Genomic DNA, 24,553 nt, shown 5'->3' with positions numbered 1-24,553 from the left:
TGTGTTATCTGGACATTACTGCCTGGTTGTATTATACTTTTTACAATTTGATTTGTTATTATACCATTTTTATAAACGCAACCACTCATAAATTTTCCTTGAGGAGTAGAATAATAAAGAATACCGCTAAAATTGGTATCACGCTTAACATATGAGTTTCTTGCGAGCTTTGATACGTCGCCGTTTACATAATCAGCGTCGCCAACAATGGTCATTATATAAGCTATAATTCTTACCAGTTCTTAATATTAACACCGTACTGCGACTATTGTATTGAGATAGTTCACTGGAGCCAATCTTTAATGCAATTTTTGATGCTGAGTCTAATGGCATTTCAATCACGTCATAGTCAAAACGAATATAGTTTTTAGACTTGTTCCAGTTAGGGCTAAAATATTGGCTCAAATCAAACTCATCTCCAACTGATTGGGTAGACTGTCCTGACTTTTTTTCCTGTTTAGGAAAGTTGTTTTCGTACCATGATTTTGCCGCACTAATTTTAGGATCAGTAAGTGTTAACGGCGATATTTCGCCGATCTTGGAAAGATCTTTACGGCATCCATAGATAACAGCGACTGATGCCATCAAAATTAAGCAAGCTTAAAAACGGAATTCTTACTTTAGGATAAAGTTTTTTCATGTGAAAGGTAGAAGGTTTTCCCTACAAACGTATAATATCTTTCTTTTGTAAAAAAGCATTAAATTACGCGTTTTGACAACCATAGCTTGTCAAAAATGCATAAATAAAACGATAACCATGTTTTAGAAGCGCCCTCTAAAAAGACCTGCAACCACACTCACGACAACACACGTTTTACAATGTAAGGTTCCTGATCATTAATATTCAATTAGTTTACCGCAGTGTTAATTATTTAAGCATTTCACCAATGAACTCTTGTAAGACCACAGCGTGATTATGTTCCTCATCATGAGCGGCGTATAGCAGGGTAACCGTTTTGTGCTTCTTTACAAGGTCAACCAGGGCTTTAACGGCATCGTTTCGTTTCAGCTCGATATGGTATTTTAAGCGAAATTCATCCCAATGAGGTATTTCATGATTAAACCATTTACGCAATCCGGCAGATGGCGCAACCTCTTTCATCCACTCATCCAGGCGGGCAGTTTCTTTTTTAATGCCGCGTGGCCACAGGCGGTCAACCAGTATCCGCACGCCGTCAGCCTCATCAAAAGGTTCGTAGATCCGTTTAGTTTTTATTGTTGCCATACATTAGCTATCGGCTTTAGTTACAGAGGGGGTTGATTTACAGTAAATTGTGGTATAAATTTACATAAAATGAGGGTGTCCCATTCAGAAACGAGTGGGACACCCCCTGAAAAAAACATATTTATCTGTTATAGAGGTAATTGTTGAATTTATTTGTAAATTTTCTACACCAAAATCATCGCTTTGTAAAAGTGTAACTAACTGATCTTTAGTAAATTGTGCAGTGTCCCGTTTTTCTAATATAATAAACGGGACAGAATGGTAAACATGACAGTTATTCGCAACTAATATTTAACCTGCGCGCTAACTACCGGCAACAGTTGGCTTACCCAAAGGCTGTACATCCTTTCGGATGGGTGCAGGCCGTCTTTTGCGGTAAGGCCGGTGTCGTATGCTGCCCTGCGGGATGCCGGGGTGATATCTACATAAGTAACGCCCATTTTTTCGGTTTCCTGTTTGTTTATGGCGTTAAACTGATCGATCTCGATAGCTACCTGGGCCGGGTCGAAGCCATTTGCACGGGCATAAGGCGTAACGCCCCAGTCGGGAATGGATAATACAAATACATGCTGCCTGTTGCCGCCGGCATAGTTAATAGCAGTGTTCAATAGTTCAATAAATTCGGTACGGTAATCTTCCTTGCTGTAGCCGCGGTACTGGTTGTTTACGCCAATAAGCAGGGTTACCATGTTGTACTGGTGGTTTTTAAGGTCGCGGGAAGCGATGGCCTTTTTAAGATCGCCGGTGGTCCAGCCGGTAATGGCGATGATATCCGGTTTTTCAACAAGGTGGTTGGTGGCATTTAAATTATGCGCCAGTTGGTACGGGAACGATTGCTCTAAAGGCACAGCTTCGCCAATGGTGTACGAATCGCCCAGGGCCAGGTAAGTTAATGAATCGGGGATAGGCATATTGTTATAGGTGATCTTGATCTGGCGTTGCTTTTCCTCTGCTTTTGTACATGCTGCCAATGTGCCAATTAAAAAAATTATCGTTAATATTCTCATTTACATTATCTCCATACCAAAAAGTACGGAAATATGATGCTTTAGGATTTCTTTCACTTCGTTTATATCAACCGGCCTGCCCAACTCGGCCTGCATGGAAGTTACCGCCTTGTCATCAATGCCGCAGGGCACAATGTTTTTAAAATAATCAAGGTCGGGATTTACGTTAAAAGCCAGCCCGTGCATGGTAACCCAGCGACTGCAGCGTACCCCCATCGCGCAAATTTTACGGGCAAGGTTGTTATCGGCATCAAACCAAACGCCGGTATAGCCGGGGTAGCGCCCGGCCTGCAAGCCATAATGGGCAAGGGTTAATATTACGGCCTCTTCCAGTGTGCGCAGGTACAGGTGGATATCGGTAAAAAAGTTATCAAGGTCTAAAATAGGGTAGCTTACCAGCTGACCGGGTCCATGATAGGTAATATCGCCGCCGCGGTTAATGGGGTAGTAGGATGCGTTTTTATCTTTAAGTCCCTGCTCGTCCAGCAGCAGATGTTCGGGCTTTCCGCTTTTGCCGAGGGTGTAAACGTGCGGGTGTTCGCAAAAAACAAGGTAGTTGGGTGTAGCGGTATCGTCATATCCGGGGTCGCCTTCGGGAAGCACCAGCGTACGGTTGCGGATCTCGGTCTTTAGTTTAACAGTATCGCCAAACAGCTTTTCCTGCCGCTGCCAGGCCACCTGGTAATCCGTAAGCCCCCAATCCTGAAATATTACCTTTTTGTTCTTCATTTATTATTTAGTCTGAACCCGAATTTATTGAATTAAGGAATTTATAGAATCCTTGTGCATCTGCACATCTGATCCCGATAGCTATCGGGACGCACATCTGCACATCTCCCATTATCCCTTCACGTATCCTATCATGTAATCCTGGTATTGCAGGTAGCCAACTTCGTAATCGATATTCACGTGGCCCTTATGCAATCTGGCCTGCAGCACATCATGGTGCTGAAAGGTAAAAGGTTGCAAAGATATGTTATCAGCAAAAGATATTTCCTTTTGGCCGTAGCACTTATAAACCGCTTCTTTGGCGCACCAGCAAACGTATAACTGCTGTATTTTGTGCTTATCTTCAATAAAAGCCAGCTCGTTTGGTAACATAAACTTATGGGCAATACGCTCTACTTTTTCTTTCACTTGTTCAATATCAATACCTACGTGCCGGGTCTTGCTGATCATCACCGCGGCATAATCAAACGAGTGGCTTAGCGATATATGATAGGGCAGGCTTACCAGGTAAGGCTTGCCGTGGCTGTCAACTTTGGCATCAATGTATTCTTCGGTACCCAGCATTTTACGTAGCAGTACGCGCGTACCCAGCCAGTGCAGGTAGCGTTTGCTTTTGCTCAATTTTTTGGTGTAGGCTTTCTCGGTATCATCCAGCTTTAGCTGTTTGTATAGCTCGTCGGCTGTTTCCTCTATCTTCCAAAGCGCAAATTCGGTATCATCATCAATCTGTTGTCGGTACGCTATTGCCATCAGTGGTAAAATTGCAAAAAAGCTTGTCAATTTATATCAGTTTATTATAATAATTAACACTGTTGATTTCTGATTGTAACTATTGGGGGTAAACGTACGTCATACTATCAACTAAACAGTTTTATCACAAGTAACATAAAATGAAGAGAATATACATAGCAGCAGCGGTTTTATTAGCCGTAGCCATTACCGAAGGCTGCATGAAACAGCGGGTGGCCAATACCACCGCGCAAAAAAGTATGCAGGTGTTAAAGCACGTTTAAAATTTGAGGTAGGATAGGTGTGGGTGATACCACAAAAACAAGGTGGTTTTAATTGGGCCGCATGTGCTATTGCACATGCGGCTTTTTGTTTTTATGGGTAGACGGAATGCATAATTAATTATAATTTTAGGGCAGCAAAATTCTTATGATCTTATCTGACAAACGCATCCTCGAAGAAATTGAAAAAGGGACAATTGTAATAGAGCCTTTTAAGCCCGAGTGCCTGGGCACAAACTCGTACGATGTGCACTTAGGCAAGCACCTGGCCACTTACAAGGATAGGGTTTTAGATGCCAAATTGCATAACGAGATCATCGGGTTCGAGATCCCGAAGGATGGCTTTATACTACAGCCAAACACGCTTTACTTAGGAGTTACCTTAGAGTATACCGAAACGCATAAGCATGTGCCTTTTTTGGAAGGTAAATCGAGCACTGGGCGTTTGGGGATTGACATACATGCTACAGCCGGCAAAGGCGATGTAGGTTTCTGCAACACCTGGACGCTGGAGATCTCCTGCGCGCAGCCGGTTAAAATTTACGCGGGCATGCCCATTGGCCAGCTGATCTATTTTGTTGTTGAGGGTGACATAGCAACCCTATACAATACCAAAAGCAACGCCAAATATAATAACCCAACTACCCGCCCTGTTGAAAGTATGATGTGGAAGAATAAGTTTTAATGCTATAAGTAATCACAATTACTGCGTAGCATTGTTTATATTGTGATTTACCTGTGAGTTATGGCATACAAACGTTTCCTTACCGGGCTGTTCTTAGCCATCAGTTTTATCGGTATCTATAGTTTTAGTACCGATGACGATATTGTTGCGAAAGTACAGCGCCAGCTGAATAAATGGACGACCAGCCACCCCATTGAAAAAATACACCTGCAATTTGATAAACCTTACTATGCCGCGGGCGACGATATTTGGTTTAAAGCTTATGTAATTACCGGCCCCCAGCACCGCCTGCAACCCGATAGCGGCATCCTGAACGTAGAACTGGTAGATGAGCAGGACTCCATCAAACAAAACATAAAACTACAGTTAAAGAACGGGCTTGCATACGGCGATTTTGCCCTGCCCGATACCCTGCACGAGGGTAACTACCGTATACGTGCCTATACCCAATACATGCTTAATGCCGGCAGCGAATACATATTTGATAAGGCCATCAGCATAACCAACATCATCACCAATAAAGTTTTCACCAAAACCACGTTTAAGTACGCTTCTCAAAACGGGCGCAATACAGTTACTGCCAATATTAATTATACCGATGCAAACGGCGCTGCATACGCCGGTAACGCAGTAAGCTATTCGGTGTTGCTTAACAATTCGGTTGTGGCTAAAGGGAAAAGTGTGACCGATGCTAATGGTAATTTACATATCGAGTTGCCGGGAGATAACCCGGCATTGTTAAAAACGGGAAGAATAGTGACCGGTATAAGTGGCACCGGGCAGGGAACGGTTTACAAAAATATCCCCGTAAGGGTAATGGCTGGCAGGGCAGATGTGCAGTTTTTCCCCGAAGGCGGTATGCTTGTAAACGGCATCGGAACCAGGGTTGCTTTTAAAGCCATAGGTGCCGATGGTTTGGGTTTTGATGTAAAAGGCAATGTAACCGATAGTAAAGGGAAACAGGTAGCCGAATTTACCACAGCGCACCTGGGTATGGGGGTGTTTGATTTTACGCCGCAGGCAGGTAATAGCTACAAGGCAAACATTGTTTACCCCGATGGCTCAAACGGCACCGTAAACTTACCAGTTGCTATAAGCAATGGCTTTGCGTTGAGTATAGTACCCGCAGGCCCTCAACATTTAAAGGTGGTTGTTAGTACCACAAAAGAAAATACCGCGCAGTTTAGCCTGGTTGCGCAAAGCGGCGGCAAGGTTTATTACGCGGCAACAAGTAAACCGGCCAATACAGTATTTTCGGCTATTGTGCCCAAAAATAAATTCCCTTCGGGGATAGCGCAGTTCACCTTGTTCTCGGCATCGGGCACGCCCTTAAATGAGCGCCTGGTGTTTATTGATATTCCCGAGGACAGGCTTAAGTTATTTGCAACTACAGATAAACAAACGTACTCGCCCAGGGAGAATGTGAAATTAAATATCCAGATAAAAGATAATGAGGATAAACCCGCGGTGGGCAGTTTTTCGGTAGCTGTAACTGATGAGAGTAAAGTACCGGTTGATGAAAACAGCGAGAACAATATTTTAGCCAACCTGCTGCTTACATCAGACATTAAAGGGTACATAGAGCAGCCCGCCTATTACTTTAAGAATATAAACGATAAAGCCCGCGCCGATCTTGATATACTGATGTTAACGCAGGGCTATCACCGTTACGAGTGGAAGGATGTATTGAGCGATAACCAGCCGGCCATCCGTTATCCGCGGCAAAGCAACTTTACCATATCAGGCAGGGTAACTACCCCATCGGGCAGCCCTGTTGCCGGGGGTAAGGTAGAGCTGATAAACTTTGACGATGGCCTGCTAAAATTAGATACCCTTACAGATCAAAACGGGCGCTTTGCCTTTAATGATATTTTATTTGCCGATAGTATTAAGTTCCTGATCCAGGCACGCACCGCCAAAAATAAGCGCGATGTGGTAATAACGATGGATAGCATACCCGCGCCACTAACAAGTAATTACAAAGCCCTTGCCGATTTTAAATCAGACGCGGGCATTATTACCTACGCGCAAAGCAGCCGTGCGCTTTATTACGAACAAATGAAATACGGGTTAGGTAATCATGTGATCAACCTGCGCGAAGTGCTTATCCGCGAGAAAGCCAACGCGCTTAAGCATTCGTCAAACCTAAACGGCCCGGGCAGGGCCGACCAGGTATTTTTAGCTAAAGATTTTTTTAGTATGGGCTGCCCGCAACTGGCCGATTGCCTGCAGGGGCGTTTGCTTGGGGTGGTTTTTCGTAATGGCATACCTTACACCGCCAGGGGCGGGGGGCGTATGCTGGTAGTGATCGACGGGGCTTATGCAAGCCCAAACTTTATCAATACCCTTAATGTTAACGATGTACAATCGATAGAGGTGCTGCGCAATATTGGCAACTACGCTATATATGGCAGCCAGGGCAGCAACGGCGTAATAGTTATAACTACCAAACGGGGCGATGAGCCAACATACTACCCAAAAACATTTGGAAACGGCATAAAGCCTTATGCTCCTAAAGGGATCTTCCGCGCACGCACATTTTATTCGCCAAAGTATGATGTGAAGAACAGGCAAACCCTCGCCGACCTGCGCACCACCATTTTTTGGAAACCCAACATCGTTACCGGCGGCGGCAAGGCATCATTAGATTATTTTAATGCAAGCAAAGGCAATTATCGCGTGGTAATTGAGGGGATAGACAGCGAAGGCAATATTGGCAGGCAGGTAATTAGGTATAAGGTGGAATAGTATAATTTGCCTCGGCATCATTTTAGCGCATTTATTGCTGATTTTGAGTAAATTTGCCGGTACATATGCCAACCGAAGTACAGGAACAAACACTCACCTTTGAAGAATTAATGGCCGGGCTTAAAGAGATGCACCGCCTTATTCTATGGAACGACGACCACAATACCTTTGAGCACGTTATCCACTGCATGATGAAGTACCTGGACTACACTGAGGGGCAGGCCGAAAAAATTGCCTGGAAAGTTCATAACGAAGGCAAATGCGCGGTACTGGAAGGCTCTTTTACCGAGATGGAAGTTTACCGCAAGATCCTGCAGCAGGAAGGCCTTACAGTAAGTGTGGAATAGTTTTTAACTGCCTAAAAGGTGTTGGTGACTATATCAGCAATTACGGCAATTTTGGCTGAATTAATTTACTTAATCTGATCTTTTTGCTTTTGTTAGCGTATACTTCTCTAATTTGGAAACAATCTCTTTGTCAAACCTTGCTTCTATTTCTTCTTGCTGCTTTTCATTAAAATCTTTTTGTAATAACCAGCTAGTACTGCTGTCTCTTTGAACAGCTCTGACTGCTAAGATGACAGATTTAGCTGCGGCGGGGTCTTCCGGATCTTTAATAAAGGAGATATAATACATTTCCTCCGGTGCATCTTTAAAATAAAAAATCCTGCTGTCTAAGAAGTCATAGCCTCTTCGTGACCAATCATTAAACTGTTCCCATTTTTCAGGTATTAAATATTCCGGATGATCTTTATAAATCTGTTTGAGTGCAAATTCCATGTTTTTTTTTTGAAGTACGAAAAGTCCTTGAGTCAAATCCGCCCAAAGTTCCGTCGCAACTAATTAACACGTAACATAGAATACTCAATAATAGGTTAAGTTTTTTCATAATATACTTTTACCATTTTTGATGATATTGCCAACAGCCGCTTGTATTCTCATGTGATTGCCGCGGATCGCCGACACCCACCCTCCGCGTGAGCCTCGCAATGACATGATGGTTATATAACCGGGTCTACATCCCCAACTGGTTCATCACATACTCAAAAATAAACGTCCAGTTATCTATGGCTTGCTGGGTGCTTTGGCCGCTGCCGTGGCCGCTGTCAAAATCCATATGCAAGATGATAGGGCTGGTTTGGCCGGGGTTGTTCTGCAATGCTGCCACAAATTTTTTGGCGTTCATAGGGTCAACACGAGTATCGTTGGCGCCAGCGGTTACCAGCATAGGTGGTACGTTTACACCTGCCCTTATGTTCTGGTAAGGCGAGTAGCGAAGCAGCCACCTAAACTGTTCCGGGTCTTCGGCTGCGCCGTATTCGGGGATCCAGTAACGGGCTATCAAAAATTTGTGGTAGCGGAGCATATCCAGCAGCGGCACTTCGCATACAATGGCTTTAAACAGGTCGGGCCGCTGGGTTGCCGCCGCGCCCATCAGCAGGCCGCCGTTGCTGCCGCCCAGGGCTACTATCTTGCTTTCGGTAGTATATTTTTCTTTGATGAGCCATTCCGCGCATGCGTAAAAATCATCAAAGCTGTTTTGCTTTTTGGCCAGCATCCCGTCCAGGTGCCATTTCTCGCCAAATTCATCGCCGCCGCGGATGCCCGGCTGCACCACTATACCGCCTGCTTGGATGAACGGTGCGTAAAAGCCATAATACCCCGGCTTAATGCCCGACTGGAAACCACCATACGCGGTTAGCAGCACCGGGTTTTTGCCGTTCATTTTCATGTCCTTGCGGTGCACTACAAATACGGGCACGCGGCTGCCATCCTTACTGGTATAAAATTTTATCTCGCCGGTTATCTGGCTCATATCAACAGGCAATATGCGCTGGTAAAACAGCTTCCACTTGTAATCCTTTGGCGAGCAAACGTATGTTTTTGGGGTAGAGGTAAACGTTACCAGCGATATGTACAGCTTATCCTCCTCGCGGTCGTAGCTCATGCCTCCAATGCTGCCTTGCTCGGGCAGTGGTACGGGGCGCATTTTTTTACCGTTTAGGGTGTAAATGGTAAGGCGGCTTTGGATATCCTTTTTATCCTGGATGATGATACTGTTTTTGGTAACGGCGTAGTTTTCCATTACCGTGCTGCTTTCGGGGATCAGCACCTTCCAGTTCTTGTAGTCGGGGTGCAGTTTGTCTGCTACCATCAGTTTGCTGTTGGGTGCATTATCGTTGGTTTTGATATACAGGCGGTTGCCTATGGCTTCGGGGTATGCCTGGAATTTTTTGCTGTTATAGATGAGCTTGCCTTCTTTAAGGCTGCCGGTTGGGCGCATGCGCACACTGTTGGAGTAAAAGTCGCCCTCGCCGCTAAAGGTTACATCGCTGTAACGGTTATCGTATATAAAGTAGCTATCCTGCGCATCTTTGGTGGTGCCTACAAAGGTGGCCTTATCAATCGGGTCGCCAACTTTAAGGTAATAGGTTTTAAGGGGGCGCTGCTTATCAACATCTTCCTGGCTGCGCAGGGTAACGTAAGCGTGTTTCTGGTCCTGCGCCCAGTCGAACCCGCTGGTATTGGTAATAGGCTCGTGGATTTGCTTGCCCGTGCGGGTATCAATAAAGTAAACCGTGTTTACCTCGGCACCGCTGCGCTGCGCGCTGATGGCAGCGCGCTCACCATCGTAAGTGTAACTGGTGCCACTGGTGGAGATCTTGCCTTCGGCATCCAGTTGAACCGGATCCCAAATCAGGATTTTTTTTCCATCGATAATGGTGTAGATCTTGTATTGTTTATCGCCTTTCTTTTTAACGGTCTGGAAAACTCGTTTACCCACGGTATTCAGTGGGCCTTCGTAATCCATGTTCAGGTAGGCAGCTATCTTCTCCTTTAGGTCGGGGTGTACTTTTTGCGTTTTGCTTAGGTATTCAACACCGTAATCGTGCTGTTTTTTTGTCCAGGCTATCACATCCTCGTTCTTTTTATCTTCCAGCCAGCGGTAGTTATCTGTTAGCTGTACGTCGTGCAGGGTATCAATAACAGGTATGGCTTTTGTTTTGGGCGGATCGAAGTTTTGCTGAGCGTTTGCAGCCATAGCGGCAGTAGTAATTAGGGTGATAAGAAGGCCTTTTTTCATTATGATATGGATAAGGATAATGAGCTAATATAGCGAATAGCGCGTAATTGAACTGCAATTTATATTCGTAAAAAAATTCAAATACACTGAGCTTTGATGGAGAGTGGAGTCGCTTATGTTTGCCATTAAATCGGTGATACTTCGGCGATGTTTCGGCGATATAAATAGGTTATAAATCAGTTGTTTTGAATTCTGATACAATGAATTATGCTTATATATAACTAATAATCAAAATATATGTGATTTATTTTGTGGGTGCGGTGGGATGTGTAAAGTTTTAAATGAAATAAAAATGTCTAATTTATATATAGTACAAGACTCCAAAATGTGTTGTCGTTTTTATCAGATTGTTGTGTTGTATGTTTGGTTATATCAATAAAAAAGGAAATATAAACACTTACGAGGGTGGCAAAAAAAAGAAAATTCAAAAAAGCTGAATTGTCGTTTACCAAACAACGGCAAAAGCTATTACTAAATAAACTCTCGATTTATGTATTTTTCATAACATATAGAAGTCTATTTGTATTGATTGTCGCCATAGTTATAGGACTAATACACTCCTTTTTATCAGTTACAATAATCATAAGTTTCTTTTTGGGCATGACCAGACAAATAGGAAAATATTTATTCTTTTTGAAACAATGATTGGTAGTCCACCATGTCAACTTTTATATTATACCACTATTCTATCCTTAATAACATACATAAAAGGCCTCTTTGTTTATAGTAGGAGTGGTTAATACTAAGGAAATTTCACTGTTTTAAAAAGTGTAAATGCCTAATGCGCCAAAGCTTCTTCGGGTACTATTGCGGCCTTGCTGCTCTCCATTCTCCTTTTAACCAATTTATCTACCCTCGACATCAGCAGGATACTAAGTATAGATATGCCAACCACCACATAACCCACAGTATCGTAATGCTGTAGCGGGCTGCCCTTGCTTTGCTGGGTAACTATCAAGCCCCCAACAGCGGCGGCCACACCACCCGCTATTTGCTGTAACGATGCGTTGATGCTCATGAAAGCGCCACGGTCAGCCTGTTCAGGGATGGCGCTGGTAAGTGCCGATGATGGTATCATGCGGCTCATCACGCCCATCATCATTAAAATGTTAAAAACCATAACCAGCAGCAAAGGGGTTACGCCCAGGTTGGTGTACACCACGCACATGATCATAGTCCATACGGATGCCGCGATAAAAATTTTAAACTTATCTATCTTATCGCTCAGCTTGCCAACAACAGGCATTATCACAAGTGTACTTATCCCCGATACCATGAACAGCTCGGGCAGCTGCGCGTTGGTTAGCCCCAGGTTGTTAACCGCGAAGGCTGTACCAAAGGGCATCATCATAAACCCACCGATAGACAACAGGGCGGTAGATGCAAAGCCAACACGGTAATCGGCCTTGGCAACCGTATGTAAAAAGTGCTTGTAAACCGATTTGTCTTTTTGCACTTTAAGGTGGTCTGCCACTGGTTTTAACCTTACGGCTATCAGTATAGCTATAACAATGCTTAACGAGGCTACCATCCAGAACGGCGCCTCCCAGCCCCAGGCATTGGCAAGGTACAGGCCAATGGGTATGCCCAAAACCTGGCTGCCGCCAAAGCCCATTTGCACAAAGCCCATTACGCGGCCTCGCTGCTGCAAGGCAAACAGATCGGTAATGATGGCCATAGAGATGGAGCCGATAACCCCGCCAAACAGGCCGGTGATAATGCGTGCTGCTACCAGTACGGCGTAGGTATGCGCCAGGCCGCAAAATATGGTACCGGCAATAAAGCCCATGTAAAAAAATAACAATAGCTTTTTACGGTCGAACTTATCAGCGAAACCCGCGGTTAATAAGCCCGAGATACCCGCGCTAAACGCATAGGCAGATACAGCGAAACCGAAAGCCTGTGGTTTTAGGTTAAGCGATTTCATGAGCATATCGCCAAGCGGCGACATCACCATAAAATCCAATATCACGGTAAACTGGGTAATGGCCAATATAAATATTACAAATTTTTGGTAGCCGGTAAATGCTACAGGTTCTTGATCTTTCATTGTGTCAGGTTAGTTCACAGCAGTAATAGCCGTGGTTGTTTAGTAATTCAATTATTTGCGGATGGCTTAATGTGTACGATACTATTCTTAACACACAATCGGTATCTTCCATATCTACGCTCCAGCATTTGATATCGGCATTGGTATCCAGCAGGGTGTGCAGCAACTGTTTGTCGCCCTCGCAGTTAATGTTGGTTTTAAATAACAGGATGTGGTCAAAGTTTTCTATCGTATTCATAAGCTTACTTTTTAAGGCCTTTTACAACCAGGTCAAAAGTTTTCCAAAGTATTTCGTCGGTCATTTTAAATGGCTTGCCGCTTAAGCTTTGCCCCTCGCTCTCAAAACGGATAAGGTTATACAAAGGCGCAAATGCTACCGACCAGTACGTTTCAAACGGCATTTTGTCAATTTCGCCGCGGGCTATTACATTATCCATAAACTTGCCCATCACCACCTTAAAATCGGTAAGGAAGGACGACAGGAAGCTTTGCTGGTACGATGAACTACGCAGCTGCTCAAAAAACAGCGTGATGATGGGGTTAGCTTTTATATAACCATAGCGGTTTTCCCATTGCTTGCGCAAACCCTGTTCAAAAGGCATGGCCGGGTCAAAATCTTTGATCATGGCATCGCCCATTATCTTGCCTTCGTCAATAGCTATTTTCAGGATCAGATCATCGCGATCTTTGTAATAGATGTAAAGCGTGGCCACAGAAATGCTGCAAGCCTTAGCCAGTTTGTTCATGCTAAAGCCTTCCAGGCCATCCCTCACTATCAACTCGATGGCTTTTTGCTTTACCAGCTGTACTTTATCGGTGTTTCTAATACGCATGTTAAATGTATTTCGCTACAAATATAAATGAATATTCATTCATTTATAAATTTATTGTGATATTTTGTAGTGATGCAAATGTTAACAATGTTGTGACCGTTTATTTATAAGACGAATAACTGCCCGTAACTTTTTATATTAGCTAAAACAATATGCATTTAGCCATGAGAAATTTATTGTTGCTGTTTATAACAGGGTGCTTTATAGCTAACCTATGTAACGCCCAGCCCGCGAAAACCGAAATTACCCGCTGGCAGGACGATAAAAAGGGCGCGGTATCCATCACCTGGGACGATGGATCTATTAACCAGTTTAAGGTGGCTTTACCAATGCTGAACAGGTATAAATTTCCGGCTACTTTTTTTATTATCACCGGGCAGATCCCCGGCTCGCAGTACCAGGGTAAGTTTATTGGCCGGCCTGTAAAAGAGATCATTAAAGAAACGGCTACTATCCCTACTAACAAGGATAACCTGTTTGAACGGGCTTCGGCAGCATCCTATTTGGGATTGGTTGGGCCTATGGATTATTACTACAATGCAGGCTCGGCGGTGGATGCCGGTAAAACGGATAAGGCGATAAAGCTGATAGATGAGTTGTACAGTAAAGTGCGTAACGGCCAGTTTAAACCGGGCGTACAACATAACCCGGAGTATATGGATGCGCACGGTACTACCTGGGGCCAGATCCGGACGTTTGCCGCGCAGGGACACGAGTTTGCCAGCCACATGATAACCCACCCACGCCTGGCCATATTGGATGAGGTTAATATGAAGTACGAAATGGAGAAAAGCCGGCTGGATATCCTGGCTCACCTGGGTGCTAAATACACATTTTCGGGCGAGGGGCCGTTTGGAACCGAAAACGAACGGGTGATGCAGTACGCTTACAAGGTTTATCCGGCGTTACGTAACCGCATGCCCGAGCCATGGCTAAAAGAGATAACACGCAGTAACAGCAGCAACCCCGGTAATACCGATAAAGAGTATATACAGTTTCAGCGGGGCGCTACTACTAAAACGCCCCTGCCCATGATGAAGGCCTGGGTTGATACCACGGTTAATAAGAATAACACCTGGCTGGTGCTAACCATTCATGGTGTAGAGGGGATTGGCTGGGAAGCATTACCGCGACAGGAACTTGACGATTACTTTAGCTATATAAAAGCCCGCGAGCAAAACCTATGGGTAGCAACCTTTGGTAACGTTACCCGCTACATGCGCGAAAGGCAGGCGGCAAAAGTGCAAACTAAACAAGGCAAAGGGTTAATTACCGTTAACCTTTCGCACACGCTTGATAAGGGGATGTATAATTTACCACTAACATTAAAAACCAACGTGCCTGTAACCTGGAAAACTGTAAAGGCAACGCAGGGCAAAAAGTCGCAGGTGGTTAAGGTAATAAGTGCCGATGGCGGGGCCTATGTGCTATACCATGCTTACCCTAACAGCGCACCGGTTATATTAACGGGCATATAAGTGCAAATTTTATTCGTCAGGGCCAGCATTTTCTGCCTCCGCGGTTTCGTAAACAGAGCCGTATACGTATGATTTTTTATTGCAGATATTGCAGGAGTATCGTTTTAGAGGGAGCCAGAATAATGTAGCTTTAACCAGCGCGGGCCTTCGTGCCCGGTTGGTTAGTTTACCTTTTCCGCAGTGCGGGCAGGTTTTTTTTTGTCTTGTTTCCATTCAGGGGTATTGTAAACTTTAACAATCAATTAGTTTATTAATACTATGCGGCTAACATAGCAAGCGCCTTTATCATATCCGATTTGTTTACCGGCTTTGGCAAAAAAGCATTTGGCCTGGTTTTATTGGCCATATTTATCATATCCCTACATGTTATCGATGACTGAAATATGAACGGGATATGTAAATGATGATTAATATAATGTGCCAGGTCGATACCGTTTTGGTTGCCTTTTAGCATTATATCGGTTATCACCAGGTCAACATTCATAACCCTAAGGTCCTTTACAGCCTCATCGTAGCATTCGGCTATTCCGCAAATGTTGTGGCCTATATTCAGAAGCATTTTCTTTAAAGCGTAAGCTATTAAAGGGTTATCCTCTACGATATAAATGTACAACTTTTGCATAAAGATTAACTTTTTAGTTAGATATTAATTATAAATGTTTACACCTTAGTAATTTAATCTATAGTTGCTTTTTCAAATATCAGTTAAAACACATGCTTTCAATAATTTTTAGGGTGGACAAAATCAAGACAAATGCACCTTTAATGCATTTAAAGCATGTTTACTGCGTTTTCCAGTTCCTCATCTTCTAAAATGTTCATTTTTTTACGCAGGCGTTGTTTAGCTTTTTTTACACCATCAACAGTGATACCAAGCATTCCTGCCATTTCCCGGTTATTAAGTTTTAGTTTAATAAGCGCAAGTAACCGTATATCCGTTCCGGATAAGTTGCCGTATTTGTGGCGCAGGTTATAAAAGAAAGTGCTATGTACCCGCGTAAACAGTTTTTTAAACTGCGCCCAGTTATCATCGGTCATGATATGGGCCTGCATCATTTTATCAAGTGTACCGGCAACATCAGCAGAGCTATATTTTATCTGTACGTTCTCAAGCTCGGCTTTGATCTCATCTATCAATATGTTTTTTTGCATCAGGTTTTCGGTATACCCGCGTAATGCCTGTGTTGCACTTTTCAACTCATCGTCCACCCGCCGCTTTTCCAACTCCATTAATTCTCTGTCCTTTTTTGCCTTTAACCTTTGGCGGTTGTGTATCAGGAAGGTTATTATTACCAATAGTAATAACACTACAATTATGGTATTTTGTTTATAGGCGCTTATCTGCGCGCTTTTTTTAAGATTATTAAATTCTTCGCGGCTTTTTTCTGTTACCCATTGCAAACGTACGCGCTCAATGGCTGCAATATTATCCCTTTTGGCAACACTATCCCGCAGGTTTTCTGATCTGTCGCGATATAGGTCTGCTTCCTTATCCTTACCAAGCCGCTCGTTTAGTATGGCTGCAAGTTCGTAGTACTGCACCCTTTGCGTTAAAACATCCTCGCCGGTATTAAGCAGCAACTTGTCTGCTGTATCTAACTGCAAGCCTGCCTGCTTAAATTTCCCCTGATCAATATTTATACGAATAAGGCGTAACAATGCAATGGCCGAGTTAAGCCGTTCATCGTATTTTAGCGATTGCCGGTAATCAGCCTCTATAAGCGGCAGCGCTTTGCCATAATTATGCTGCAAAAAATAAACCGATCCTATATTGCCCGTGGCAATAGCTATCCATACGCTGTCTTTTGTAACATTGGCCATCTTCAGGGCCTTGTTAAAATAGCTCAAGGCAGTACCATACTGGCCATTGTTACGATAGGTAAGCCCAATAGTATTTGTAATATTGATACGGCCCCGCGCTGATGCACCCTGGTATTTTAACGCAAGCCGTAAATTTTCGCGGGCGTTATCAAAATCGCCCAGGGAATAATAAAAATTGGCCGTTTCTGAAAAAAGGATGCTGATATTGGGCACATTGTTAAACCCAACCTCGTTTAAATTTTTTTCGGATAACAGGAAATATCTGCACGCTGCCGCATTTTTTTTATAAACAAAATAATAAATGGCCTTACGGTGCTGGTAAATACCTGTTTGCAGCTGCATGTTGTTTTTTTGTGCAAATGCTATTGCCTCGTCATAGTATCCGGTACTTAAGTTATTATACCCGCGGTTTACCGAATAATAATCGGCGCGCATATCATATACAGCACAAATAAGCGGCAGGTCGTTTAAGTTAAGCGCCAGTTGTTTTAATTCATCGATGCACCGCATGGCATCGGCCTCGCTCATTTTACGGCAGTTATTACGGTATATTGCCCTTGCGGCCTCCACACGGTGGTTATCTGCAGTATCGGCCAGGGTTGTAAAAAGATTGGGCTGGTATAAGGGCCGGGGTTGTAACGCGTAGGTAAACAAAGGGGCAGTAACCAATAACCATAATAATAAAACGGTTATTGATTTACCTAACAGGATATTTAAATATTTAGAACCCAATGCTTAATTAATTTAAATTAATCAGAAGAATAACTCAACTGTTAAATTTACTAAAGGTGAATACTTTTTTGCAATTAATAGCGCTGAATTATAGCTTAAAAGAAAGTGGTTTTACACCCCGGCGAGGTGCTACTTAATAGCTTCGGGTTCCTGGATCTGTTTTAAGGATAATGGGATGAACTTTTTAGTTTTAAGCCAGGTAATAGATACGATAGCCAGGGTCATGCTACCGCCAAATATTACAGCGGGAATGGTGCCTAAAAGTTTGGCCGCCACACCCGATTCAAAATCGCCTATTTCGTTTGACGAGCCGATGAACATGGAATTAACTGCCGATACCCGGCCGCGCATATGGTCGGGTGTAAGTAACTGCATTAAGGTACCCCTGATAATAACGCTAACGCTATCGAACGCGCCCTGCAAAAATAAAAACAGCAGCGACAGGTAAAATATGTGCGAAAGGCCAAAACCTATTATAGAAATGCCAAAGCCCAGCACCGCTACCAGCAAATTGCGCCAGGGCTTGTTCATGGGCGAAAAACGGATCATGGCAAGCATAGTTAGCGCGGCACCTAATGACGATGCCATACGCATTATCCCCAACCCTTCGGCACCTACCTTTAAAATATCAAGGGCAAATACAGGCAATAAAGCTACCACACCACCAAAAAACACCGAGAAAAGATCAAGGCTCATGGCATAGAACATTATTTTGTTTGTGAATACAAAGTTGAGGCCTTCTTTAAGGCTTATCCATATATTCTCTTTGGGGATAAATACAGGAGGATATGCGCGCAGCCTGAAAACCAGGTATAACGATATCAGCATTAATATAAGCACCAAACCAAAAGTAGCAGTTATACCGCTTAGGCCCGGCATAATATGGCCGGCAAAGCCATAAATAAAACCGCCTGTTAAGGGCCCAAGTATAGATGCTACCTGCCAGCTGGAACTGCTCCAGGTACTGGCATTGGGGTAAATTTCTTTAGGGACACTTTGGGCATAAATGGTAAATGTTGCCGGCCCGTAAAATGCCCTGGCAACCCCATTGCAAAAAATCATGCTGTACAGCACAATTAGCAACCCGTGTATATGCATGTAGCCAACCACGCTGTTCATGGTGGCTATAAACATAATAAACGATGATAAAAACACGCCGGAGAATATCAGCAGCAGCATTTTTCGCTTTTCGTACTTATCGGCAATATAACCACCATACAACGCTATGCCCACCGCCGGGATGGCCTCGCTCAAACCTATAAAAGCCAGCGCTATTTTACTGTGTGTAAGCTCATAAATATAAAAACCCAGCACAACTGTTTGCATTTGATATGCAAACGTAAAGCAAAAACGCATGCCTACATACGAGCGGAAGTCCTTGTATTTAAGGGCTGCGAATGAATCTGTACGGGGGGCGATGTTTTCCTCGTCTGGCACTTATGGGGATGTATTAGTTGGAGGCCGCAATTTACAATAGTAGCAGCCCTGCTCAAAATGCAATTGACACAGAACTGTTAAAAATTTAACCCATGCTGATCTATCAGGTAAACCAAAGCCGTTATAGCAGCGGCGCCTAATTCCAGCTCGCGTTTGTTCACGTTCTCAAAAACATCATTGGTTGAGTGATGAATATCAAAATAACGCTGCGAATCGGGCCGGAAACCTATCAGCACTATTGATGGGATGGTTTCTTTTAGCGGGCCAATATCGGTACCGCCGCCGCCTGCTACCAGCCGGTCGGCCTCATAAGGCTCCAGCAGGCCTTTCCATTTTTTGTTTATATCTTTTAAAAAATCTGCAGATACACCCTGGAAACTAAAACCGCGCGGGGTAAAGCCGCCTTCATCTGTTTCAATTGCAGCAATGTGCTCTTCCTTATTCGCGGCAGCCAATTCGGCGTACTTAATACCACCTTTATGGCCGTTCTCTTCGTTCATGAAAAATACTGCCCTTACTGAGTTTTTTGGGCGATAACCTGTCGCTTTAAAGATCCTTAATACCTCGGCAGATTGCATTACGCCCGTACCATCGTCATGTGCGCCCTCGGCCAGATCCCACGAATCGAGGTGGCCGCCAACGGTAATGAATTTATTAGGATTCTCGCTCCCGGTTATTTCGCCAATAACATTGTATGATTTTGCATCGGGCAGGGTTTGGCAGTTTTGCTTAAAATAAAATTTAATAAGCGGCAATTTGCGCAGCCTAAGCATATTGCTAAGCTTATTGGCGGCAAGGGTTGATATGGCCGCTGCGGGGATCTTCTTTACACCATCAACATAAACGGTGCCGCCGGTATGCGGGTAATCGTCAAGCGCCGATGATATTGACCGTACTATTGCGCCAACTGCACCATATTTAGCCGCTGCAGCCGGGCCCGCGAAGCGCTGGATACCTGCCGCGCCGTAACCAGCTCCCGTTTCGATAAAACGCTGATCGAAAGGGCCGTTAAAGAAAACTATTTTACCTTTAATAACGCTTTCGCCCAGGGCATCTAATTCTTTTATACTCCGTACCTCAACAATATTAGCGGTTATGCCTGCGGCGGGTGTAGCTACCGACATGCCCAGCGCCACTAAAGGCACAGCTATTCTTTTTTTACCATCAATAATGTAGGCTTGTTCTTTTGCGCCGCGTAACCAATGCGGCACCATTACCTCCTGCAGGTAAACTTTATCAAAGCCGTAGCTTTCCATTAGCTTTTTACTCCAATCGACCGATTTTGCCGCACCTGCCGAGCCGCTTAAACGCTGTCCGATTTTTTTACACAGGTAGCGCAGGTTTTCGTAACACTGGCCGTTAACCAAAGCTTCGTCGTAAAATTTACGGATCTGAACGGAATCTTGCGCTTGCGAGCAAAGTGTAATGGATAGTAATGCGATAGAAAGTAACAGGATTTTTTTCATGATAAGCAGCGTTTAAGCAAATGTAATATTTGCCGCGCATTTTTATCAACTCATCAGGATATTTTATCCCAGCTTAGGCCGGCGTTTTTTGCCTGGAACGCGAGGTTAAGGATCTGGTTTTCGGGGGCGGCCAACTGGGGGTCTTTCTCAAATATCTCGATAACCAGGTTGCGGGCTTGCTGTAGTATCTCCTGGTCGGTGGTAAGGTCGGCAACTTTCAGGTCGAGCACGCCGCTTTGTTGCGTGCCCTCGATATTACCGGGGCCGCGCAGCTGCATATCTATCTCGGCTATCTCGAAACCGTTATTAGTTTTTACCATGGTGTTTAGCCTGATGCGGCCATCGTGGCTAAGCTTCTCGTTACTCATCAGTATGCAAAAAGATTGCTCGGCGCCACGGCCAACACGCCCACGCAGCTGATGCAATTGCGAAAGGCCAAACCGCTCGGCATTCTCTACGATCATAACAGATGCATTTGGGATATTAACCCCAACCTCTATCACGGTTGTTGCAACCATTATTTGTGTTTCGCCTTTAACAAAGCGCTGCATCTCAAATTCCTTTTCGGCGGGCTTTAGTTTGCCATGTACAATGCTGATACGGTATTTGGGTAAGGGGAACTCGCGCGACATAATTTCGGTGCCATCCATCAGGTTCTTCAGGTCCAGCTTTTCGCTTTCTTTTATCAGGGGGTACACCACGTATATCTGCCTGCCTTTGGCAATCTCATCTTTCATAAAGCCAAACATGCGCAGGCGCTGGGCTTCGTAAAAATGCACGGTTTGGATAGGCTTGCGCCCGGCAGGCAATTCGTCTATTACAGAAATATCCAGGTCGCCATACATGGTCATGGCCAGGGTGCGGGGAATTGGTGTGGCCGTCATCACCAGTATATGCGGAGGGATGATATTTTTTCGCCAAAGCTTTGCGCGCTGCTCTACGCCAAAGCGGTGCTGCTCGTCTATCACCACCAGGCCAAGATTTTTGTATTGCACCTTATCTTCAATAAGCGCGTGGGTACCTATTAATATATTCAGCGTGCCGTCTTCTAACTTTTGGTGGATAACTTTGCGCGCCTTGTTAGGCACCGACCCGGTTAATAGCGCTACCTCTATAAAGCCCTCGCCAACCAAACTTTTTATGGTTTGGTAATGCTGGTTGGCCAAAATTTCGGTAGGGGCCATGATACAGGTTTGGAAACCATTATCAATAGCTATCAGCATACTCATTAAAGCAACTACTGTTTTACCGCTGCCCACATCACCCTGCAGCAGGCGGTTCATTTGTACACCACGCTGGGTATCCAGCCTTATCTCTTTTAAAACCCGCTTTTGCGAATTGGTTAAAGCAAACGGCAGTTTGTGGTGATAAAACTCATTAAAGTAATCGCCTACCGATTCAAAGATATTGCCTTTGAACTTTTGGGTGCGCAGCAGTTTGTTACGCAGCAGTTTTAGCTGCAAAAAAAACAGCTCTTCAAATTTTAAACGGTAACGGGCTTCGTTTAGCTGGTTGGCATCGTTAGGGAAATGGATGTTGCGGTAACTTTCCTGCCTGCCCGCAAGTTTATAACGGTTGCGGATATAATCCGGTAAATTTTCGTGGATATCTTTTGCGGTTTGTTCCAACAGGCCGGCAATCAGTTTTTGCAGGCCTTTGCTATCTAAGGTAAACTGCTTTAATTTTTCGGTTGAGTTGTAAGCAGGCTGCAGGGTTAAGTTTCCTTTTTGCTGCGCGCCGGGGATGTATAGTTCCATTTCGGGGTGCGCCATCTGGGCTTTATTATTGAAAAAGCCGGGCTTGCCAAACAATACGTAAACCTTGCCGGGTACCAGCATCTTCTCCACCCATTTTATCCCCTGGAACCATACCAGTTCAATAGTGCCGGTATCATCGTGTGCCTGGGCAATCAAACGTTTGGTGCGCTTTTCGCCAATAATTTCTTTTTGGGTTAAACGGGCCAGCACCTGCACATAGGGCATATCGGGCTGTATCTCCCGTACTTTATAAAACCGGGTACGGTCAATATATTTATAAGGGAAATGCTTTAAAAGGTCTTCAAAATTGTATATCTGCAATTCCTTTTTAAGCACATCCGCACGGGACAGGCCTACACCTTTTAAATATTCAATGGGTGTTTGAAACTGCTGATTATTCAATTTTTATACCTGATCAGGGTTTTAAGGCAATTACAGAGATCTCTACATTAACACCTTTTGGAAGCGCCGAAACCTGCACCGTTTCGCGCGCGGGGAAATCGGCGGTAAAATAAGAGCCATAAACATCGTTCACCTGCGAAAAGGTTTGCATATCGGTTAAAAAGATGTTTGTTTTAATAATGCTGTCAAAACCTATCCCAGCCTCATCCAATATGGCTTTAAGGTTTTCCATCACCATTTTTGCTTCATCGGCTATCCCGGTGGTAACGATCTCGCCGGTTTTTGGGTTAATGGGTACCTGGCCCGAAACAAATAATAAACCGTTGGCTGCAACAGCCTGGCTGTAAGGGCCTATTGGCGCGGGGGCGTTGCTGGTATTGATGATGGTTTTCATGGTGGCGTTGTGTTTAGATATTACTTTTTTAGGATGAACCACTGCACAAGCTTCCAGATTATGCCGGCCAAAAACATGCTTATGGCAATGGCATTAATTATATGCATTACTTTAAGATTAAAGCTGGTAGGCCTGTTGGGGTCTTTTTTTCTAAAAAAGTACATAACACAAATTTAGTAAAAAAAAGAAAGCCCTCCGAGTTATTCGGAGGGCTTCTTAATAATATTTATTTGGATATTATCTTTGTTTGAAAGCAACGCGACGGTTAGCAACGCGTCCTTCTTCAGTTGAATTATCAGCTATCGGGTTAGTTTCACCGTAAGCTTTGATCTTCAATTTTGATGCAGAAACACCTGAGTTAACTAAGTAAGTTTTTACAGAGTTTGCACGGTCACGTGATAAAGACAAGTTGTGAGCAGCAGTACCTTCAGATGAAGCGTAACCATCGATCTCAACAGTTTTACCAGATGAACGTAAGTCAGCTGAAGTAGCATCTAACACTGGGTAAGATGAAGTCCTTAACACCGAGCTGTCAAATTCAAACTGGATGTTTGAGTAAGCAGTACCAGTCATAGTATCAGCAGCAGCAGCGGCAGCCGGGAATACGATAACGCAACCAGAACCGTCAACTACGCTACCGGCAGGAGTGTTAGGGCATTTGTCGAATTGATCAGATACACCATCACCATCAGAATCTTTCTTAAGATCAGTAACTGCGTTTTCAACGTTAGTTACACGGCCTTTAAGAGCTTCAACTTCCTGGCGTAAAGCTGCATCATATAATTCGTCATACATCATAGCTACAGGGTTAACCCACTCTAAGCTTGGTTTTGATTTTGAACCCAAAGTGAATTCTAAACCACCGTATCCGTATGAGTAGTGATCTTTAGAGTTTGACGGAGATTTAACACCATCAAAGTTATCACCATCAATAAAGTTCTCGGTGTAACCGAAGTTTAAGGCAACCGCGTCGCTTAAACGGAATTTAACACCAGCACCAATTGGCACTACATATTCTCTAACGTAGCTACCGGTACCTGCGTTACCGCCTGCAGCGCCGTTTTTGTAATCAAAAGGTACGCCTTGTGCAGTTACACCAGTTGGGTTGTACATAGCTAAACCAGCACCAGCGGTTAAGAAGAAGTTAACAGAGTTTTTACGACGGATAAAGTCGATAGTTGCAACGTTAACAACACCACTTAAAGTAGCTTGCCAGAATTTAGTTGAATAGTTGCCATTGTTACCAAGGCTGCTGTTATTACCGGAAACTTTACCACCGCGTACATCTAACTGTAAGCCAAAGTTGTGGCCCAGTTGATCCCTTATAGACAGGCCGTAACCTAATTCAATTACTTTGTTCCTGAAGTCGTTGCTGCCACCGGTTGCAAGAACCTGTGATGTTGCGCCAACATTTAAACCTATACTCCAGGTTTTGTACTGACCTCTCCCGCCAAATACCTTGGCAGTGGTTGCTGTAGAAGACATCATAGTGTCTGTGGTGGTAGTGGTAGTAGTTGCGGCAGAGTCTGTCTGTGCGCTAACCATCCCAGCAACCAGCAAAGAAGCACATGATAATGCTACTGATTTCTTTAATGTAGAATAATTCATAGTTTTAAGATTAAACGATTTAATTGTGATTTTTTTCAAAATTAGTAATTATGTTTGAAACAAATACCAAATCTTGTTCCAAAATTC

24 protein-coding genes are annotated in these 24,553 nt (G+C 44.0%); 5 read left to right on the top strand and 19 right to left on the bottom strand.

All coding sequences use genetic code 11. From position 1 onward, the window contains the following. The 6 genes from EWM62_RS19520 to EWM62_RS16885 form a co-directional block, all read right to left on the bottom strand. On the bottom strand, positions 1–215 hold a 215-nt coding region (locus EWM62_RS19520; protein WP_203235073.1), incomplete at its 3' end, for a hypothetical protein. Then, the gene (locus EWM62_RS16905; protein ID WP_129875355.1) at positions 193–585 is read right to left on the bottom strand and encodes a hypothetical protein; all 393 of its coding nucleotides are present in this window, start codon (positions 583–585) and stop codon (positions 193–195) included. The genes EWM62_RS16905 and EWM62_RS19520, both read right to left, overlap by 23 nt. Positions 586–868: 283 nt before the next feature. Beyond that, on the bottom strand, positions 869–1,225 hold the full coding sequence (locus EWM62_RS16900; protein WP_129877853.1) for a DUF488 domain-containing protein: 357 nt from the start codon (positions 1,223–1,225) through the stop codon (positions 869–871). A 284-nt stretch (positions 1,226–1,509) separates the two neighbouring features. Continuing rightward, positions 1,510–2,232: an SGNH/GDSL hydrolase family protein gene (locus tag EWM62_RS16895; RefSeq protein WP_129877852.1), complete on the bottom strand. Its 723-nt coding sequence runs from the start codon at positions 2,230–2,232 to the stop codon at positions 1,510–1,512. Next, a complete protein-coding gene (gene lipB / locus EWM62_RS16890) occupies positions 2,233–2,961 on the bottom strand; it encodes a lipoyl(octanoyl) transferase LipB (RefSeq protein WP_129877851.1) in 729 nt (242 codons plus the stop codon). A gap of 111 nt (positions 2,962–3,072) precedes the next feature. Further along, on the bottom strand, positions 3,073–3,711 hold the full coding sequence (locus tag EWM62_RS16885) for a 4'-phosphopantetheinyl transferase family protein (protein ID WP_129877850.1): 639 nt from the start codon (positions 3,709–3,711) through the stop codon (positions 3,073–3,075). A gap of 140 nt (positions 3,712–3,851) precedes the next feature. On the opposite strand from EWM62_RS16885, the gene EWM62_RS19710 reads away from it, so the two are divergent. From EWM62_RS19710 to EWM62_RS16870, 4 genes are all read left to right on the top strand, one after another. Then, complete coding sequence (locus EWM62_RS19710) at positions 3,852–3,974, top strand: hypothetical protein (protein WP_262708481.1); 123 nt, start codon at positions 3,852–3,854, stop codon at positions 3,972–3,974. Positions 3,975–4,119: 145 nt separating this feature from the next. Beyond that, complete coding sequence (dcd, locus tag EWM62_RS16880) at positions 4,120–4,656, top strand: dCTP deaminase (protein ID WP_129877849.1); 537 nt, start codon at positions 4,120–4,122, stop codon at positions 4,654–4,656. A gap of 60 nt (positions 4,657–4,716) precedes the next feature. Then, positions 4,717–7,404: a TonB-dependent receptor plug domain-containing protein gene (locus EWM62_RS16875; RefSeq protein WP_129877848.1), complete on the top strand. Its 2,688-nt coding sequence runs from the start codon at positions 4,717–4,719 to the stop codon at positions 7,402–7,404. 65 nt (positions 7,405–7,469) lie between these two features. Next, the gene (locus EWM62_RS16870; RefSeq protein WP_129877847.1) at positions 7,470–7,751 is read left to right on the top strand and encodes an ATP-dependent Clp protease adaptor ClpS; all 282 of its coding nucleotides are present in this window, start codon (positions 7,470–7,472) and stop codon (positions 7,749–7,751) included. A 69-nt stretch (positions 7,752–7,820) separates the two neighbouring features. Here EWM62_RS16870 and EWM62_RS16865 read toward each other — a convergent pair whose 3' ends face one another. The 5 genes from EWM62_RS16865 to EWM62_RS16845 all read right to left on the bottom strand — a co-directional run bounded on the left by EWM62_RS16865 (position 7,821) and on the right by EWM62_RS16845 (position 13,371). After that, on the bottom strand, positions 7,821–8,183 hold the full coding sequence (locus EWM62_RS16865) for a hypothetical protein (protein ID WP_129877846.1): 363 nt from the start codon (positions 8,181–8,183) through the stop codon (positions 7,821–7,823). 235 nt (positions 8,184–8,418) lie between these two features. Then, positions 8,419–10,488, bottom strand: a complete 2,070-nt coding sequence (locus EWM62_RS16860) for a prolyl oligopeptidase family serine peptidase (RefSeq protein ID WP_129877845.1) — start codon at positions 10,486–10,488, stop codon at positions 8,419–8,421. Between the two features lie 778 nt (positions 10,489–11,266). Continuing rightward, positions 11,267–12,538 (bottom strand): MFS transporter, encoded by a 1,272-nt coding sequence (locus tag EWM62_RS16855; RefSeq protein WP_129877844.1) that lies wholly within the window; start codon positions 12,536–12,538, stop codon positions 11,267–11,269. Positions 12,539–12,542: 4 nt separating this feature from the next. Then, positions 12,543–12,776, bottom strand: a complete 234-nt coding sequence (locus tag EWM62_RS16850) for a hypothetical protein (RefSeq protein ID WP_238989379.1) — start codon at positions 12,774–12,776, stop codon at positions 12,543–12,545. Between the two features lie 4 nt (positions 12,777–12,780). Then, positions 12,781–13,371: a TetR/AcrR family transcriptional regulator gene (locus EWM62_RS16845; protein WP_129877843.1), complete on the bottom strand. Its 591-nt coding sequence runs from the start codon at positions 13,369–13,371 to the stop codon at positions 12,781–12,783. A 164-nt stretch (positions 13,372–13,535) separates the two neighbouring features. Between EWM62_RS16845 and EWM62_RS16840 the strand changes: the two genes are divergently transcribed. Further along, entirely contained in the window at positions 13,536–14,849 is a 1,314-nt protein-coding gene (locus EWM62_RS16840; protein ID WP_162499863.1) for a polysaccharide deacetylase family protein, read from the top strand. 256 nt (positions 14,850–15,105) lie between these two features. Here the strand turns inward: EWM62_RS16840 and EWM62_RS16835 are convergent, their stop codons facing one another. The 8 genes from EWM62_RS16835 to EWM62_RS16805 form a co-directional block, all read right to left on the bottom strand. Further along, the gene (locus EWM62_RS16835; RefSeq protein ID WP_129877841.1) at positions 15,106–15,471 is read right to left on the bottom strand and encodes a response regulator; all 366 of its coding nucleotides are present in this window, start codon (positions 15,469–15,471) and stop codon (positions 15,106–15,108) included. Between the two features lie 149 nt (positions 15,472–15,620). After that, the gene (locus tag EWM62_RS16830) at positions 15,621–17,402 is read right to left on the bottom strand and encodes a tetratricopeptide repeat protein (RefSeq protein ID WP_129877840.1); all 1,782 of its coding nucleotides are present in this window, start codon (positions 17,400–17,402) and stop codon (positions 15,621–15,623) included. A 129-nt stretch (positions 17,403–17,531) separates the two neighbouring features. Next, the gene (locus EWM62_RS16825) at positions 17,532–18,839 is read right to left on the bottom strand and encodes an MFS transporter (RefSeq protein WP_129877839.1); all 1,308 of its coding nucleotides are present in this window, start codon (positions 18,837–18,839) and stop codon (positions 17,532–17,534) included. Between the two features lie 77 nt (positions 18,840–18,916). Then, positions 18,917–20,305, bottom strand: a complete 1,389-nt coding sequence (locus tag EWM62_RS16820; RefSeq protein WP_203235072.1) for a M20/M25/M40 family metallo-hydrolase — start codon at positions 20,303–20,305, stop codon at positions 18,917–18,919. 53 nt (positions 20,306–20,358) lie between these two features. Then, a complete protein-coding gene (gene recG, locus EWM62_RS16815) occupies positions 20,359–22,464 on the bottom strand; it encodes an ATP-dependent DNA helicase RecG (protein WP_129877837.1) in 2,106 nt (701 codons plus the stop codon). Positions 22,465–22,477: 13 nt separating this feature from the next. Further along, a complete protein-coding gene (locus EWM62_RS16810) occupies positions 22,478–22,858 on the bottom strand; it encodes a RidA family protein (protein ID WP_129877836.1) in 381 nt (126 codons plus the stop codon). Between the two features lie 20 nt (positions 22,859–22,878). Next, on the bottom strand, positions 22,879–23,022 hold the full coding sequence (locus EWM62_RS19515; protein ID WP_203235071.1) for a DUF6728 family protein: 144 nt from the start codon (positions 23,020–23,022) through the stop codon (positions 22,879–22,881). Positions 23,023–23,095: 73 nt separating this feature from the next. Beyond that, positions 23,096–24,403: an OmpA family protein gene (locus EWM62_RS16805; protein WP_317127824.1), complete on the bottom strand. Its 1,308-nt coding sequence runs from the start codon at positions 24,401–24,403 to the stop codon at positions 23,096–23,098. Positions 24,404–24,553 lie beyond the last annotated feature (150 nt).

This window comes from Mucilaginibacter terrigena, from assembly GCF_004168255.1.
In the GTDB taxonomy this organism is placed as follows: Bacteria; Bacteroidota; Bacteroidia; order Sphingobacteriales; family Sphingobacteriaceae; genus Mucilaginibacter; species Mucilaginibacter terrigena.
This window is presented reverse-complemented; position numbering and strand designations above follow the sequence as displayed.